This window comes from Pararhizobium sp. PWRC1-1, from assembly GCF_049897905.1.
Classification (GTDB): Bacteria; Pseudomonadota; Alphaproteobacteria; order Rhizobiales; family Rhizobiaceae; genus Pararhizobium.
This window is the reverse complement of sequence record NZ_JAFCXE010000010.1, coordinates 97975-112987: the sequence shown is the minus strand read 5'-3', so window position 1 is coordinate 112987 and position 15013 is coordinate 97975. Positions and strand designations below refer to the sequence as shown.

Sequence of the window (15013 nt, the reverse complement as noted above, 5' to 3'; positions counted from 1 at the left end):
TCCAGAACAGTTTTGGCAGGCAGTTCTGGACTGCAAGGATCAGAAGGACGACGAGATACCGAACTTGAGGTTCTGTACGCGGTCGAAATCTTCCTTGGCGATCGGGAACGCATAGTCGACGCGCAGCGGCCCAAACGGGGACGCCCAGATCAGACCGAGACCGACGGATGCACGAAGCGAGCTCCCTGTACCCTTGATATCGTCGTCGGCTGTCGTATCGACTTCATTGCCATACAATGTACCGGCATCTGCGAAGATTGCACCGCGGAAACCAGCGTCGCGTGAAACGAAGGGCAGCGGGAACGTCGCTTCAGCAGAAGCGGTGAAGTATGTCGTTCCACCAATGGCGTCGCCATACTTGCCGCTGCGCGGACCGACACCGTTACGCTCGAAACCGCGAATGTCGTTCTGGCCCAGCTGGAACTGGTCGAAGACTTCCATCTTGCCGCCCGTGTTGAACACATGGCCGGCGCCACCTGCGAGCGATGCGATGATGTCTGCATCGTCGTTCACGGTGTAGTACCACTTGGCCTTACCGGTCAGCTTGTAGAAATCGGATGTTCCGCCAAGGCCAGCAAATTCCTGCGTTGCCGAAGCGAGAATGCCCTCATGTGGCAAAGTCGAGTCGTCGAGCGAATTGTAGGTCAGCGTCTGCGAGATCGACGAGCGGGTCCAAGTGCTGCCATTGATCGCATTGATGTATGGCGACGACAGATCCTGCCCTACACCCACGGCGTTATTGCCATGATAATCCATCTGCGTCAGGTTGTAACGGAACGTCGTCGATATACGCTCGGTGATCGGCGCCGTTACGCGCAGGCTGAAGCCCCTGTCTTCATAGCTATAGTTGTCGTCGTCATAGTCGTTTTCGTTCTGGAAGATATCGAAACCGGCAGCCAGACGATAGCCGAGGAAATAGGGCTCGGTGAACGATACGTTATACGTACGGCTGTCCTGACCGCGACCTGCAGCAAGGCGGATATACTGACCACGGCCGAGGAAGTTCTTTTCCTCGATCGATGCTTCCAGAAGGAAGCCGCCGCCGCTGCCAGCAGAGTAACCTGCGCCGATACCGAACGAACCGGTCGACTGATCCTGCACATCGACGATCACGACGACGCGATCGGAAGCACTACCAGGCTGCGTCGAAATATTGACGGTGGAGAAGTAACCGAGAGCGTCGAGGCGGCGCTTGGCCGTCGTGATCATTTCCTGGTTGAACGCATCGCCTTCGCTCATGTCGAACTCGCGACGGATGACATAGTCACGCGTGCGGGTGTTGCCACGAATTTCAATGCGCTCGATATAGGCGCGCTCGCCCTGGTCGACGAGGTAGTCGACAGCGATCGTGCGGCTGCCAAAATCGCGATTGCCGCGCGGTGTCACGCGGGCAAACGGATAGCCTTGCGACGCGACCCGCTTGGAAATCGCCGAAATGCTGTCCTGAACGTCCTTGGCCTTGTAGATCGTCCCTTCCGACGTCCGTACGAGAGCCTTCAGCTCCTCCGCATTAACGCCTTCAACAGTCGATTCAACATTGACCGTTCCGAAGTCGTAGCGCTCGCCTTCTTCGACGGTGATCGTCACCGTGTATTCGTTGGTGGCTTCATCCAGGACTGCGTCCGACGAAACGACACGGAAGTCGGCATAGCCGCGATTGTAATAGAACTGGCGCAGCAACTCTTCGTCGGCGCGCAGCTTGTCGGCGTTGTAAACGTCCTTGCGGTTCAGGAAGGAGAAGATCCCCGATTCCTTCGTCGAGATGACTGCCTGGAGGCGGCCATTGCTGTAGGCGTTGTTGCCGACAAAATTGATTGCGGTGATCTTGGTGCGATCGCCTTCGTTGACCACAAAGGCCAGATTGACACGGCCTTCCGCGATCGGAACGACCTGCGTTGTGACCGTCACATCTTCGCGGCCGATGGCTGCGTAGGCATCCTTGATCGCCTGAATATCGGATTCAGCTGTCGCTTCGCTGTACGGACCAAGCGAACGCGTACGGACAACAGCCTGAAGCTTATCGTCCTTGATCTTGCGGTTACCGTTGAAAACAACCTGGTTGACCAGCTGGTTCTCGCTCACGGTGACGACAAGCGTACCGCCGGCGACATTGATGCTGACATCGGAAAAATAGCCGGTGGAATAGAGGCGCTTGACGGAAGAATCGATATCCGCGTTGCTGAAGCTCTTGCCAGGAACGATGGTGATGTTTGCACGAACCGTTTCGGGGCTGACGCGTGTAGCACCACGCACTTCGACGCGGCTGATCGTTGCAGCCTCAGCGACAGACGCACTTGCAAGCGTTACAATGCCAGTCCCCGTTGCGACCATACTAGCAGACAGCGCAACCGCCGACACCGCGTTCAAAAATCTTGAACCAGCTTTCATAAATCTTACCTTCTTCCCAATGCCCCGCAGCGAACTCGTACCGACTCCGGTCACGGCTGCCGTTTTAACCGCTTTTTATATACAAGCAAGCCAGCTCGTTAATTTCTGTTTACTTCAAATGAAACCGTGTCCTAACGGCCACTACAGAATTGCTTTATCGTAAACAATTCCTTTCAATCAACTCATTGAATTCTCAATAGAGCCGACCTCCCCCAACAAGACCCTACACCACCGCGCAAGGCCCAAATCCCTAGCCGAGGAGCGAGCTGATGTCGTTCCATGTGGCAAAAACCATCAACATCAACACCATGGCAAAACCGATGCGGAATGCGATGTCCTGCGCCCCTGGTCCAACCGGTTTCCCGCGAATGGCTTCTACCGCATAAAACATCAGATGGCCGCCATCAAGTACGGGGACCGGCATTAGATTGAGAAGTCCAATGGAAACCGACAGGACGGCTGCCAATTGCAGAACGGCAGCGATACCGATCGTCGCCATCTGTCCGGATGCCTGGGCGACCCGGATCGGCCCGCCCAGCTGATCGGCCTTCATCCGACCGGTCACAAGGTTGGCAAGATAGTTGAACGTGCCGGTGACAATGTGCCAGCTCTCGACAGCACCCTGCCCCACGGCTTCAATCGGACTAAAAGTCTCCAGGCGGAAATTGCCGGTTTCCTGGTTCGTCAGGATGCCGATTATGCCAAGTTCCATCTTATTGCCGAACTGGTCGGTGATTTCCGTGCGCTGCGGTATCATCGGCAGATCAAGCAGTTCGCCCTTGCGCTTGATCTGAATGGTGATCGGCGTTTCCGGGCGGATGCTGACATAGCGGCGCACATCGTCGAAGGTGGTGACATGCGTACCATCGATCGCCACCAGCAGATCGCCCGGCAGAACACCAGCTTTAGCGGCAGCGCTGTTTTCCTTGACTTCGGCAACAACCGGATCTGCGACAGGTTTGCCATAGATCGAAAAAATCACCGCAAAGATGAAGATAGCAAGGATAAAATTGGCGATAGGCCCGGCAGCGACCGTGGCAGCCCGCTTCCAAAGCTTGGCCCCCAAAAACGTACGGTCACGATCCTCGGGCGAATATTGCTCCAGCCGGCTGTAATCGGGAACACTGGCGGCATCCTCGTCACCGAAAAATTTCACATAGCCGCCGAGCGGGATAGCGCAGAACTTCCAACGTGTTCCGTGCTTGTCGGTATAGCCGAACAACTCCGGACCAAAACCGACGGAAAAGGCAAGGATGCGAATGCCAGACCAGCGGCCGACCAGATAGTGGCCCATCTCGTGCACGAAGACGAGCAGCGTCAGAACGAGCAGAAACGGCACGATGTAGCCGATAATCAGGTGAAATGTATCGGCCAGGTAAGCCATGTGGTCCTCGATCAGGTATGCGGCGCCCGTTACGGCGCCAGCAGGATTGCCCCCAGGGGCACATTCTGTCCACCGGTGGACATGACTTGCACCAAAGCAATCAGAAGCGCGGCAAAGCAGGCAAAAACAAGTCCGTCCACACGGTCCATGACCCCTCCATGGCCCGGAATGAGCTTGCTCGAATCCTTCACACCGAATCGGCGCTTGATAAAGGATTCAAACAGGTCACCGATCTGGCTCGAGACGGACAGCGCAAGCGCAAGCAGCGGTATGCGTGCATCATCAAGCGAAAAGTGGCTCATGAACACAGCGACACCGGCCAATGCCCCAAAGACGGTGCCGCCGATCGCCCCAGACCATGTCTTGCCGGGCGAAATACGTGGTGCGAGTTTCGGGCCGCCAATCGCCCGTCCGGTGAAATAGGCAAGAATGTCGGTCGCCCAGACAACGGCAAAGACGAAGAAAACCGCGATCAGGCCGATATCGCTCTCGCCGCGGATGGCCGAAAGCGAGATGCCCGTCAGGCCAGCATAGACGATGCCGCCAGGCAACCACCAGCTTCCGCCCCGGAAGAACACCCACAGCGCAGCAATCGCGGCAAACGCCGTCAGAACCAGCAATGTGATGTGAGCGCCATCAAACAGGATCAGTGCCGCGATGACTGCCTGCGACAGCCAGCCAATGGCATTGCCCTGGAAATCGCGTTCGGCAAGTTTGGTGATGGTCGACCATTCGTAATAGACGAGCACGGCAATGGCGACGGAGAGGATTTCAAAAACGGTTCCCCCGGCCCAGGTCGCACCGAGAGCGATAGCGGCAAGCACGATGCCGGAGATGATACGCAGCCGCAATTCTGTCTGCATCAGGAACCAACCGCGAGCGTCGGTTGCGACAGGCCACCAAAACGGCGTTCACGTCCAGCATAGGTTTTCAGCGCGCCGAGGAAAACCTCACGGTTGAAGTCCGGCCACAGTTCGGGGACAAACAACAATTCGGAATAGGCCGCCTGCCACAGCAGGAAATTGGACAGCCGCTCTTCGCCGCTGGTGCGCAAGACAAGGTCCGGGTCGGGAATTCCAGCGGTATCGAGCTTGCTGGCAATCCGCTCCGGCGTAATCTGGTCGGCTGTCAATCGCCCTTGGGCGACGTCAACCGCCAGGGCCTGCATGGCGCGGGTCATTTCATCGCGGGAGCCGTAGTTGAAGGCAATAACCAGTGTGATACCCGTGTTGTTGCGCGTCGTATCCTCTGCCTCCAGAAGCAGAGGCAGGATATCGCCGCGAAGGTTGGTCTTGTCACCGATCACCCGTATGCGGACGTTCTCACGGTGCAGGTCAGCGAGATCGCGGCGGATGAAAGCTTTCAAAAGCCCCATCAGATCGGAGACCTCCGCTTCTGGCCTACTCCAGTTCTCCGAAGAAAACGCAAAGAGCGTCAGGTAGCGGATGCCGACTTCGCCGGCAGTGCGAACCGCCTCGCGTACGGCTTCCACGCCCTTGCGATGGCCCATTGTCCTTGGAAGTCCGCGCGAATTGGCCCAACGGCCGTTGCCATCCATGATGATGGCAACATGCGTGGGAACATTTCTTGGCAATGGGTTTGACATCGATGGTCCGAAAAACAGGAGACTCGGAAGAAGGCAGACTAGACCTGCATGATTTCCTTTTCCTTATCGCCGAGCAAGCGGTCGATGTCGGAAATCATCTCATCTGTCATTTTCTGGACCTTTTCGGACTGGCTTCGGCTGACATCCTGACCGATATCGCCATCCTTTTCGGCTTTTTTCAGACTATCCATGCCATCTCGGCGCACGTTGCGCACGGCGACCTTGGCTTTTTCGCTATAGTCGTGAGCAACCTTCACCAGTGACTTGCGGCGTTCCTCGTTCAGTTCCGGCAGCGGAATTCGTAGATTCTGGCCGTCAACGATCGGATTGAGGCCGAGATTCGATTCACGGATGGCGCGATCAACCGCGTTGACCATCGACTTGTCCCAGATGGAAACACCGAGCATGCGCGATTCCGGAACGGTGATGTTGGCAACCTGGTTCAGCGGTACACGCGAACCATATGCCTCGACCATGACCGGATCGAGCACGTTGGCCGAAGCCCGACCGGTGCGCAGCGATGCGATATCGCTCTTGAACGCAGCAATAGCGCCATCCATGCGGCGCTTCAGGTCACTCAGGTCAATACCTTCACTCATGGATCAAACTCCCGTTTATCGCGGCGGCCTTGCGACCGCCCTTTAGCTGCTCAATTGTCTGTTACGATGGTCGCCCGGCCGCCGCCGGTCAAGATTTCCGCAAAACCGCCTTTCTCGTGGATCGAGAAGACGATGATCGGAATACTGTTTTCACGCGCCAGTGCGACGGCGGCGATATCCATGACGGCGAGGCCCTTCTGCAGGACTTCGCTGTGCGTCAGGCGGTCGAAGCGGGTGGCCGTCGGATCCTTCTTCGGATCAGCGGTATAGATGCCGTCGACCTGCGTGCCCTTGAAGATCGCTTCCGCGCCCATTTCGGCGGCGCGCAATGCTGCTGCCGAATCGGTGGTGAAGAAGGGATTGCCCGTACCGCCGGCAAAGATCACGACGCGGCCGAGGGACAAGTGGAAGAGTGTGGCGCGCTGCGAAAAACTCTCACAGATTTCCGGCATGGCAATGGCTGACAGCACGACCGTATCGACGTCGAGCTTACGCAGAGAGGTCGCCAGCGCCAGTGCATTGATGATCGTCGCCAGCATGCCCATATGGTCGCCGGTGACCCGGTCGCCGCCCTTGGAGGCCACCGCGACACCGCGAAAAATGTTTCCACCGCCAACAACGACGCCGACTTCAACGCCCATGGCGCGGGCTTCGGCAATGTCGGAGGCAATCCGGTCAGCGACCGCGACATCGATCCCGAACCCCTGGTTGCCCATAAGCGCTTCGCCTGAAGCTTTCAGCAGCACACGTTTGTAGAGAGGTTCGGCCAACATCGTCACTCCTGTCCAAGAAGGCACACATGCGAGATGGTGCATAAAACTGGTCTGTTCACCTCAGCGCGGCCGATATTATCCGGATGATCCCCGAAGGAGCCTGCGCCAATGTGATGATGATGCCGGATACACGAAGGGCACCGCGTTGTCACGCGATGCCCCGGATGTTTCCCAACAAGGATGGCGGTTTTCCCAATCAGGATGAAGAAATCAACCCTTGGCGACAGCGGCAACTTCAGCTGCGAAGTCGGTTTCTTCCTTTTCGACGCCTTCGCCGAGAAGCAGGCGGACCATGCCGACAACTTCGATCGGTGCGCCGACGGTCTTTTCAGCTTCCTTGACGGCAGCTTCAACGGTCAGGTCAGGGTTCATGACGAAAGCCTGCGACAGAAGGGCGACTTCTTCGAAGAATTTGCGCATGCGGCCATCAACCATCTTTTCGATGATCGCATCCGGCTTGCCGGATTCGCGGGCCTGTTCGATGAAGATGTTGCGCTCGCGCTCGGCGACGGCTGCATCGACTTCCGTCGAGCGGATGGCCAGCGGGTTGGTCGCAGCAATATGCATGGCAACCTGGCGGCCGATGGCGTTCAGGGCATCCTTGTCGCCGGTCGACTTCAGCGCGACGAGAACGCCGAGCTTGCCGAGGCCGTCAGCAACGGAATTGTGGATATAAGTGGCAACAACACCCTCTTCGACCGACAGCAGCGCCGAACGGCGCAGAGCCATGTTCTCGCCGATGGTTGCGATCGCGTCGGTGATGCTTTCAGCGACCGACTTGCCGGTTGCCGGATAGGTCGTTGCGCTGATGGTTTCGACAGAACCGTCAGTGCCGACAGCAACGGCTGCGACGCCACGAACGAGGTCCTGGAAGGCATCGTTGCGGGCAACGAAGTCGGTTTCGGAGTTCAGCTCGATAACAACAGCCTTGGTGCCACTGCTGGCGATACCGATCAAGCCTTCGGCAGCTGCACGGCCAGACTTCTTGTCGGCCTTGGCGATGCCCTTGGCACGCAGCCAGTCGATCGCGGCTTCCATGTCGCCATTGGTTTCGCCGAGTGCCTTCTTACAATCCATCATGCCTGCGCCGGTCTTTTCGCGCAGTTCCTTCACCATTGCTGCAGTAATAGTGCTCATCTTTTTTGCCTCTTCGTTTGTTCGGCTGGCGCGCTGCCAGAAAGCCGGCGCGATACCAGGAGGATGTGGCAGGGCATGACCCCTGAATGTGACATCGTGATGAAAGGATCATCCCGACGATTGGCATCGTAGCGACCGGCGCTCGATGGGCAGGTCCGATGCAAAAGAACAAGGCCGTTCACTTTTTCAGTCGTAAACGGCCTTATCCTGATCTTGTCTAAAGGAACGGCGGGATGAACCGCCGCCCCGCCTTATCAGGCTTCAGCGACTTCTTCGAGAGCCGGCTCAAGCGGCAGATCGGAGGAGGCGCCGAGGTCGCGGCCCGACGAGCTCTGCTGACGGGCAATGCCGTCAAGCGCTGCACGGGAGATCAGATCGCAATAGAGCGAGATCGCACGCGAAGCATCGTCGTTGCCGGGGATCGGGAAGTCGATACGGTCCGGATCGCAGTTCGAATCGATAATTGCAACAACCGGGATGCCGAGACGCTTTGCTTCGTCGATGGCAATCGATTCCTTGTTGGTATCGATGATGAACATCAGGTCCGGAACGCCGCCCATATCGCGGATACCGCCGAGTGCGCGGTTCAGCTTTTCGCGTTCGCGCTCGAGGTTGAGACGTTCCTTCTTGGTGAAGCCGGACGCTTCCGAGTTCAGGATTTCGTCGAGCTTGCGCAGGCGCTGGATCGAGTTCGAAATCGTCTTCCAGTTGGTCATCATGCCGCCGAGCCAGCGGGCGTTGACGTAGTACTGGGCCGAACGCTTGGCAGCGTCAGCGATGATCTCGGATGCCTGGCGCTTGGTGCCGACGAACAGAACGCGGCCGCCCTTGGCAACGGTGTCGCTGACAACCTGCAGGGCGCGCGACAGCAACGGAACGGTCTGCGCGAGGTCGATGATGTGAACGTTCGAACGATCGCCGAAGATGTACGGCTTCATTTTCGGGTTCCAGCGGTGAGTCTGGTGACCGAAGTGAACGCCAGCTTCCAGAAGCTGACGCATGCTAAAATCGGGCAATGCCATGCCTTTTTCTCCTTTTCCGGTTGAACCTCCGCAAGGCAAACAGCACTCTCTTCGAGAGCACCACCGGGTGGAACTGTCCGGATTTCTCCCGGACGGTCCCAAACCTTACGTGTGGAATGCGCTGCCCTTACCCCCTGCCAGCCGATAAATCAAGGGCGAACACAGAAAATAGCGGCAGGCAGGTCGCTCAGACCTATTTGCACTTTTCCTGCTTGAAGACTTCCAGATCAGCAAGCTTGCCGGTCAGGACGAAATCGCCGTAGTCCATCGTCAGGTCGCGGGTGATGCCGTTTTCATAGAGCTTGAACTCCATGCGGTAGATCGGCAAAGCGTCACCGGTCGCATTGTCGTTGAAATAGGAGATGGTCACCGGCCAATACGGTTTTGCCGCCAAGACGGCCGCCTTGTCGGCGTCGGCGCCGCCGGCAGCAGCTTTCTGCGGCTTGCCGATCATGGTGGTGGTGATCAGCGTCTTGTCGCCTGCATCCGAGCCGTCGAAGATGCGCGATTCAAACAGTGTCTCGCCCTTCTTTGCCCGCTCGATGACATCCAGCATGTGTTCGGTCGGAAACAAGCCTTGCGCGAGATCGACCTTGCGCTTGTCCGGCGAGGTCAGATCGACGGTCAAGCCCTTTTTCGCTTCATGGGCAGAACCGCGGACTTCCTTGTCGAGTTTCTCGTCGGTAAAGGAACGGGTCAAAAAGCGGAAATTTCCGTTCTTCAGGTCCTCGTAGGTCGTCGTCTGCTGGTCGGTCAGCTTGACCTCGTCGCCCGTATCGACCTTGGTGACGAACCGGAAACTGACGGTATAGCCTTCGCAGGCCGAGCCATTGAATTCATAGACCATCCGCCCATACATACCGGAAATTCCAGAGCGCTCCGATGCGTCCTTCAATTCCAGATCATAGACCGCGCGGTGAGGCACCAGGATGTTGGCTGACACCGCGGAAGCCCCGCCAACCGTCACACCCGATAAACACGCCCATGCCAGAATGACAGAGGCAAAGCCTGAACGAAACATCCGTTTCCTCCTGTTGGATTCGCTGATGATGCTATAAGAACACATCGGGCAAAAGCGAGGCATCACTGTTCGAGATGCGGTATTTTACCACTTCATGAAACATGCTGTGCATGCAGCATTTGACGACAAAACACAACAATGACCGGAGTTATCCATGTCTGCAGATATTGAAGCACGCATCACGGAACTGGGAATCACATTGCCACAGGCTGCAGCGCCCGCCGCCAATTATGTTCCCTTCGTCATCAGCGGATCGCACCTTTATATCTCCGGCCAGCTCCCGATGGAAAACGGCAAGGTGGCGGTCACCGGCCATCTCGGCGACGGCATCGATGTCGCCACCGGCCAGCGTGCTGCCGAACTCTGCGCCATCAATATTCTTGCCCAGGCCAAGGCAGCTTTGGGCGGTGACCTTTCCCGCATTCGCCGCATCGTCAAGCTCAACGGCTTCATCGCCTCCAAGCCGACCTTCATCGAGCAGCATCTGGTCATGAACGGTGCCTCCAACCTGATCGCCAAGGTCCTCGGCGATGCCGGCATTCATGCGCGCGCCGCTGTCGGCATGGCCGCCCTGCCCTTCAATGCCGCCGTCGAAATCGACGCCGTGATCGAAATCGCCTGAGCGGAACGATATCCATGAAATATCTGTCCTGGCTGACGGCGCAACCGGTCGCTCATCGCGGCTATCACGACATGAACCATGCCATCTGGGAAAATACGCTTTCGGCGTTTTCCCGGGCGGCGGAAAACGGCTTCGCCATCGAATGCGACCTGCAATACACCGCCGACAGCGTGCCGGTGGTTTTTCACGATGACGACATGCAGCGGCTTTGCGGCATCAAGGGCGACATCCGCGAAAAGACCGCTGGCGAACTGGGTCTTATCGCCATCGGCGGCACCGCCGACAAGATCCCGACCCTCGGACAGCTTTTGAGGCTGGTCAAGGGCCGGGTGCCGATCGTGCTCGAACTGAAAGGCCGCAAGGGCGACGACGAGGGCTTTGCCGACGCGGTGCTGGAGGCGCTGGAAAACTATGACGGCCCGGTTGCCCTGATGAGTTTTGACCATTGGCTGCTGAAAGATCTCAAAGCCCAGGACCCGCCCTACCCGATCGGTCTGACGGCCGGCGGCAACCAGCCGGAGCAGTTCCTCGTTCACGAAGAAGCGATGCAGCTCGGGCTTGATTTCATTTCCTATTTCTATGGGGATTTGCCAAACTCGTTCATCACCAAGGAACGTTCGCTCGGCCGGCCGATCCTGACCTGGACCGTGCGCGATCAGGCCGGCGTCGATCACACCTATGCTCACGCCGATCAGATGACATTCGAGGGTTTCGATCCCAAGGAAAGGCTTATCGCTTAAAGAATGACCGGTGACGTCAAAATCCGCGTCGAGACATCCTTTCAGGATATTTCGAAGGACAGCTGGGACGGATTGTCAGGCGCCGCCAAGGGGCAACCCGGCGGCCTCTACAATCCGTTCATTTCGCATGCCTATCTGTCATCTCTGGAAGAATCCGGCTCGGCGACTGCCGATACCGGCTGGCTCGGCCAGCATCTGCTGATGGAAGACGGCCATGGCGGCCTGGCGGGCGGGCTGATCTGCTATCTGAAAAATCACAGCCAAGGCGAATACGTCTTCGATCACGGCTGGGCCGACGCTCTAGAACGGGCGGGTGGGCGCTATTATCCGAAACTGCAATGCTCGGTTCCCTTCACACCGGCAACCGGGCCACGGCTACTGACCGCCATGACGGCCGATGCCGGTGTCGTTCGCAGTTCGCTTGCCGCCGGTCTCCAGGAACTTACCCGCCGTCACCAGGTCTCGTCAGCGCATGTGACATTCCTGCCGGACGAGGAGGTTCCGACCTTCGAACAAGCCGGTTTCCTGCATCGGACCGACCAGCAGTTCCATTTCCTCAACGACGGCTACGCGTCGCACAATGACTTTCTCGAAACGCTGGCGTCGCGCAAACGCAAGGCGTTGAAGAAGGAGCGCCGTGCCGCACTCGAAGGCGGTATCAGCATCGATTGGCTGACCGGCAGGGACCTGACCGAAAGCATCTGGGACCAGTTCTTCTCCTTCTACATGGACACCGGCAGCCGCAAATGGGGCCGCCCCTATCTGACGCGCAAATTCTATTCGCTGATCGGCGAACGCATGGCCGATGACATCCTGCTGGTCATGGCCAAGCGCAACGGAAAATACATCGCCGGGGCCATCAATTTCATCGGCAGCGATGCGCTTTATGGCCGTCACTGGGGCGCGGTCGAAGACCACCCCTTCCTGCATTTCGAGGTCTGCTACCATCAGGCCATCGATTTCGCGATCGCCAAGGGATTGAAGCGCGTCGAAGCCGGGGCTCAGGGCGAACACAAGCTGGCGCGCGGATACTTGCCTGCGACCACCCATTCGGCACATTTCATCGCCCATCCGGGGTTGAAACGCGCCGTTGCCGATTATCTCGAACGCGAACGGCAGGAGGTCGAGCAGATGAGCGATATCCTGGCCGAGCAAAGCCCGTTCCGCAAAGGCGAGCGGCAAGAGACCGACGATTGAACAGGATTCTGAGGAGAGATCCAGATGACCAGCGCCGTCTATGACAACAACAACATCTTTGCCAAGATCCTGCGCGGCGAAATTCCCGCCCACAAGGTCTACGAAGACGACAGTGTCCTTGCCTTCATGGATGTGATGCCGCAGGCGCAAGGCCATGTCCTGGTCGTTCCGAAGGCCGCCTCTCGCAATATTCTCGATGCCGACCCGGCAACGCTTGGTGCCCTGATCGCGACCGTCCAGAAAGTGGCAATTGCGGCACAGGACGCGTTTGAAGCCGACGGTGTGACGATCATGCAGTTCAATGAAGCGCCAGCGGGACAATCAGTCTTCCATCTGCATTTCCACATCATCCCCCGCCGCGAAGGCGTGCCGCTGCGGCCGCATTCCGGCAAGATGGAAGATGGAGCGGTGCTCGCCGCGAATGCCGAAAAGATTAGAGAAGCACTTTAAGTGGAAGCGGCAAGGACGGTTTGTTTCTGGTCCGCTTCACGCACCACGATACCGGCCAACCAACACGCCAGGCAAAACGTTGCGAAACCACCCAGCACATCCGTCAAATGATGCCCGCCCTGGACAACAATGGCCGGCAACATAATCAAATTGAGGGCCATGCTTGCCCAAAAGAGGCCTCTCGAATGTCTCAGAAAATAGACTGACATACACGCCATTACGGTATGGAACGACGGAAAAGCGATGAGGCCGAGGACATCTTTGGGTGTTAAATAAACTGCGCCCTGGAGAGCAAGACGGTTTAATTGCGCGCCATATTCTGGCCCCACGGCAAGCGCCATGGCATCGCGCACCAATGGAGGCAATGGATACAAAGCTGCCGTGCCGAACGACGGGAAGAAGAACCAGAAAATCATAGCGATTAACACTCCGATCATGCCCGTCAACAAGAACCGGTACAACGAATGCGTCCTGCCGCTAAACCCGAGAATAAGAATGACGACGATCATCTGGGGCAGTGAACTGCTGTAAACGATGTTCAACAGAGCCACCAGAAATGGATATCCCGACAGCCAAATCATGGTTTGAAGCCAAGAGAAGCCCATGGCTGAATCGATTTGGACAAGCACACCATCGATGGTGGCGAAGTGGATGGGCAGCAGCATGTAATTGAAAATGGAGCCGCAAAGAGTAAAGAGGATGAACAGACCCGTTGCCGTTATAGTCGTTGAAACGCGAAAGTCTGGCCGAACAACCCTATAAAACTGCCCCAGCGCAATCATCGCCAGACCTATGGAGGCAAGGCTCGCATAGCCAGCGAAATCAATTTCAACACCTTTGAAAAGAACCAGCACGCAATCCAGAGAAAACAGTGTCGCCAGTACGATCAGAATGAAACGCTCGACAGGAAGAAAAATCATCGCGGTGCCCTCAACGCGCGGTAATTTATCCAGCCCCGCTTAAAAATTGGATAAGCGTCCCGGTTGATACCTTCAAAATCCCAATGCCCACAAACCAATCGCCAGCACACCAATCGCCGTGGCGATGCCGACGGCCGGTTTCTGGCGGCTGATGAAGAAGGCGGCCGCACCAGTCGCGATCGATCCCAACCGCAGCCAGAGTGGCGACTGCTCGAGAATGCCGGTCGGGTAGAGGATCAGCTTGGCGATGACAGCTGCCACCAAGGCTGTTGCAACCGCCCTCACCCAATTGAGGACTTCGGAATCCTCGCGCAGACGATTACCGGCGAGAACGCCGAGCCAGCGCCAGATATCCGTTGCGAGCCATCCGGCAATAGCAATGAAGACATAGGCCCACCAGCCTTCAAGCACAGTCATGCCCGAACCTCCCCGCGCTTGCGCCAGTTGCGTTCTGCCAGCCAAGCCAATGTTCCACCACCGACACCGGCCAGCAGAATATCGAATTCCGGCGCAAGCCAGGAGAAGAACGGTCCCGCAACGAGACCGACGATCATTGCTACATAGATGACCGGATGACGCGCGGAGCTCCAGATCGACACCAGGAAATAGACCGGCGTCAGGAAAAACAAGCAGCCTGCGACAATCGGCGGAAACTCTGCAACGAACTGGTAAACGGTGGCCACCAGAAGCATATTGACCAGAACAAGCGTGATACCGAAACCGGCGAAAAACGTGACGCGATGTTCGCGCGGCACCGCCTGCACCTTTTCCATGGCAAACACCCAAGCCGTGATCGCGACAAAATGCGAGAGGACCAGCAGCAGCCAAGTGGGCGTTTTTTCGGTGCGAATTTCAGGGACGAGCGCTGCGACCATCGGCATCAGCCGGATGGACGACAGCGTCACCGCGACAAAGGCGGTGAGCAAATTGGCACCGCCAAGGATCGAGCTGACAAGGATGACCTTGGCCGGCAAGGCCCAGACGACGCCCGTCATGAACACGACCTGCTCGACAGGGATACCGGCCTGGGCGGTAAAGGCGCAAAAGCCGACAAACGACAGCATCAGGATGATTGCCGGCAGGCTGAAAATTCCCCGCATGCCCGCCACGAACCATGTCCGCCCCGAGCCGGTCGTCTGGCCATCGTCCATCAA

General features: G+C 57.6%; 16 protein-coding genes. 4 read left to right on the top strand and 12 right to left on the bottom strand.

Going from position 1 to position 15013, the window contains the following annotated elements; all coding sequences use genetic code 11:
• Positions 1–39 precede the first annotated feature (39 nt).
• The 9 genes from bamA to ACP7E0_RS16770 all read right to left on the bottom strand — a co-directional run bounded on the left by bamA (position 40) and on the right by ACP7E0_RS16770 (position 9930).
• Positions 40–2388: an outer membrane protein assembly factor BamA gene (gene bamA / locus ACP7E0_RS16810; RefSeq protein WP_426126189.1), complete on the bottom strand. Its 2349-nt coding sequence runs from the start codon at positions 2386–2388 to the stop codon at positions 40–42.
• A gap of 250 nt (positions 2389–2638) precedes the next feature.
• A complete protein-coding gene (gene rseP, locus ACP7E0_RS16805) occupies positions 2639–3772 on the bottom strand; it encodes an RIP metalloprotease RseP (protein WP_426126188.1) in 1134 nt (377 codons plus the stop codon).
• A gap of 29 nt (positions 3773–3801) precedes the next feature.
• Positions 3802–4635: a phosphatidate cytidylyltransferase gene (locus ACP7E0_RS16800; RefSeq protein WP_426126187.1), complete on the bottom strand. Its 834-nt coding sequence runs from the start codon at positions 4633–4635 to the stop codon at positions 3802–3804.
• Positions 4635–5378, bottom strand: a complete 744-nt coding sequence (locus ACP7E0_RS16795; RefSeq protein WP_426126186.1) for an isoprenyl transferase — start codon at positions 5376–5378, stop codon at positions 4635–4637. Before ACP7E0_RS16795 ends, ACP7E0_RS16800 begins: the two co-directional genes overlap by 1 nt.
• A gap of 38 nt (positions 5379–5416) precedes the next feature.
• Positions 5417–5977, bottom strand: coding sequence for a ribosome recycling factor (gene frr / locus ACP7E0_RS16790; RefSeq protein WP_426126185.1), 561 nt, complete (start codon positions 5975–5977; stop codon positions 5417–5419).
• A gap of 50 nt (positions 5978–6027) precedes the next feature.
• A complete protein-coding gene (gene pyrH, locus ACP7E0_RS16785) occupies positions 6028–6750 on the bottom strand; it encodes a UMP kinase (protein ID WP_426126184.1) in 723 nt (240 codons plus the stop codon).
• A gap of 210 nt (positions 6751–6960) precedes the next feature.
• Complete coding sequence (tsf, locus tag ACP7E0_RS16780) at positions 6961–7887, bottom strand: translation elongation factor Ts (RefSeq protein ID WP_426126183.1); 927 nt, start codon at positions 7885–7887, stop codon at positions 6961–6963.
• 254 nt (positions 7888–8141) lie between these two features.
• Entirely contained in the window at positions 8142–8909 is a 768-nt protein-coding gene (gene rpsB, locus ACP7E0_RS16775; RefSeq protein ID WP_113315710.1) for a 30S ribosomal protein S2, read from the bottom strand.
• Between the two features lie 193 nt (positions 8910–9102).
• Positions 9103–9930, bottom strand: a complete 828-nt coding sequence (locus tag ACP7E0_RS16770) for a cell envelope integrity EipB family protein (protein ID WP_426126182.1) — start codon at positions 9928–9930, stop codon at positions 9103–9105.
• 154 nt (positions 9931–10084) lie between these two features.
• On the opposite strand from ACP7E0_RS16770, the gene ACP7E0_RS16765 reads away from it, so the two are divergent.
• Genes ACP7E0_RS16765 through ACP7E0_RS16750 form a run of 4 tightly spaced genes read left to right on the top strand, consistent with a single transcriptional unit; the run spans position 10085 to position 12939 of the window.
• Positions 10085–10552: a RidA family protein gene (locus ACP7E0_RS16765; protein WP_426126181.1), complete on the top strand. Its 468-nt coding sequence runs from the start codon at positions 10085–10087 to the stop codon at positions 10550–10552.
• 14 nt (positions 10553–10566) lie between these two features.
• Positions 10567–11292 carry a glycerophosphodiester phosphodiesterase gene (locus tag ACP7E0_RS16760; protein WP_426126180.1) on the top strand — a complete coding sequence of 242 codons (726 nt, stop codon included), beginning with the start codon at positions 10567–10569 and terminating at the stop codon, positions 11290–11292.
• A gap of 3 nt (positions 11293–11295) precedes the next feature.
• Entirely contained in the window at positions 11296–12489 is a 1194-nt protein-coding gene (locus ACP7E0_RS16755; protein ID WP_426126179.1) for a GNAT family N-acetyltransferase, read from the top strand.
• Positions 12490–12513: 24 nt separating this feature from the next.
• Complete coding sequence (locus tag ACP7E0_RS16750; RefSeq protein WP_426126178.1) at positions 12514–12939, top strand: HIT family protein; 426 nt, start codon at positions 12514–12516, stop codon at positions 12937–12939.
• Here the strand turns inward: ACP7E0_RS16750 and ACP7E0_RS16745 are convergent.
• From ACP7E0_RS16745 to ACP7E0_RS16735, 3 genes are all read right to left on the bottom strand, one after another.
• Entirely contained in the window at positions 12936–13859 is a 924-nt protein-coding gene (locus ACP7E0_RS16745) for a phosphatase PAP2 family protein (protein ID WP_426126177.1), read from the bottom strand. The two genes, ACP7E0_RS16750 and ACP7E0_RS16745, sit on opposite strands and share 4 nt — an antisense overlap.
• Before the next feature lie 72 nt (positions 13860–13931).
• Positions 13932–14276 carry an AzlD domain-containing protein gene (locus tag ACP7E0_RS16740; RefSeq protein WP_426126176.1) on the bottom strand — a complete coding sequence of 115 codons (345 nt, stop codon included), beginning with the start codon at positions 14274–14276 and terminating at the stop codon, positions 13932–13934.
• Positions 14273–15010, bottom strand: a complete 738-nt coding sequence (locus ACP7E0_RS16735) for an AzlC family ABC transporter permease (protein ID WP_426126175.1) — start codon at positions 15008–15010, stop codon at positions 14273–14275. The genes ACP7E0_RS16740 and ACP7E0_RS16735 overlap by 4 nt, the downstream gene beginning before the upstream one ends.
• Between the last annotated feature and the right edge of the window lie 3 nt (positions 15011–15013).

Excerpts from the sequence above, each read along its gene's own strand:
- bamA (WP_426126189.1), bottom strand. The coding sequence starts at position 2,388 with ATGAAAGCTGGTTCAAGATTTTTGAACGCGGTGTCGGCGGTTGCGCTG.
- rseP (WP_426126188.1), bottom strand. The coding sequence starts at position 3,772 with ATGGCTTACCTGGCCGATACATTTCACCTGATTATCGGCTACATCGTG.
- ACP7E0_RS16800 (WP_426126187.1), bottom strand. The coding sequence starts at position 4,635 with ATGCAGACAGAATTGCGGCTGCGTATCATCTCCGGCATCGTGCTTGCC.
- ACP7E0_RS16795 (WP_426126186.1), bottom strand. The coding sequence starts at position 5,378 with ATGTCAAACCCATTGCCAAGAAATGTTCCCACGCATGTTGCCATCATC.
- frr (WP_426126185.1), bottom strand. The coding sequence starts at position 5,977 with ATGAGTGAAGGTATTGACCTGAGTGACCTGAAGCGCCGCATGGATGGC.
- pyrH (WP_426126184.1), bottom strand. The coding sequence starts at position 6,750 with ATGTTGGCCGAACCTCTCTACAAACGTGTGCTGCTGAAAGCTTCAGGC.
- tsf (WP_426126183.1), bottom strand. The coding sequence starts at position 7,887 with ATGAGCACTATTACTGCAGCAATGGTGAAGGAACTGCGCGAAAAGACC.
- rpsB (WP_113315710.1), bottom strand. The coding sequence starts at position 8,909 with ATGGCATTGCCCGATTTTAGCATGCGTCAGCTTCTGGAAGCTGGCGTT.
- ACP7E0_RS16770 (WP_426126182.1), bottom strand. The coding sequence starts at position 9,930 with ATGTTTCGTTCAGGCTTTGCCTCTGTCATTCTGGCATGGGCGTGTTTA.
- ACP7E0_RS16765 (WP_426126181.1), top strand. The coding sequence starts at position 10,085 with ATGTCTGCAGATATTGAAGCACGCATCACGGAACTGGGAATCACATTG.
- ACP7E0_RS16760 (WP_426126180.1), top strand. The coding sequence starts at position 10,567 with ATGAAATATCTGTCCTGGCTGACGGCGCAACCGGTCGCTCATCGCGGC.
- ACP7E0_RS16755 (WP_426126179.1), top strand. The coding sequence starts at position 11,296 with ATGACCGGTGACGTCAAAATCCGCGTCGAGACATCCTTTCAGGATATT.
- ACP7E0_RS16750 (WP_426126178.1), top strand. The coding sequence starts at position 12,514 with ATGACCAGCGCCGTCTATGACAACAACAACATCTTTGCCAAGATCCTG.
- ACP7E0_RS16745 (WP_426126177.1), bottom strand. The coding sequence starts at position 13,859 with ATGATTTTTCTTCCTGTCGAGCGTTTCATTCTGATCGTACTGGCGACA.
- ACP7E0_RS16740 (WP_426126176.1), bottom strand. The coding sequence starts at position 14,276 with ATGACTGTGCTTGAAGGCTGGTGGGCCTATGTCTTCATTGCTATTGCC.
- ACP7E0_RS16735 (WP_426126175.1), bottom strand. The coding sequence starts at position 15,010 with ATGGACGATGGCCAGACGACCGGCTCGGGGCGGACATGGTTCGTGGCG.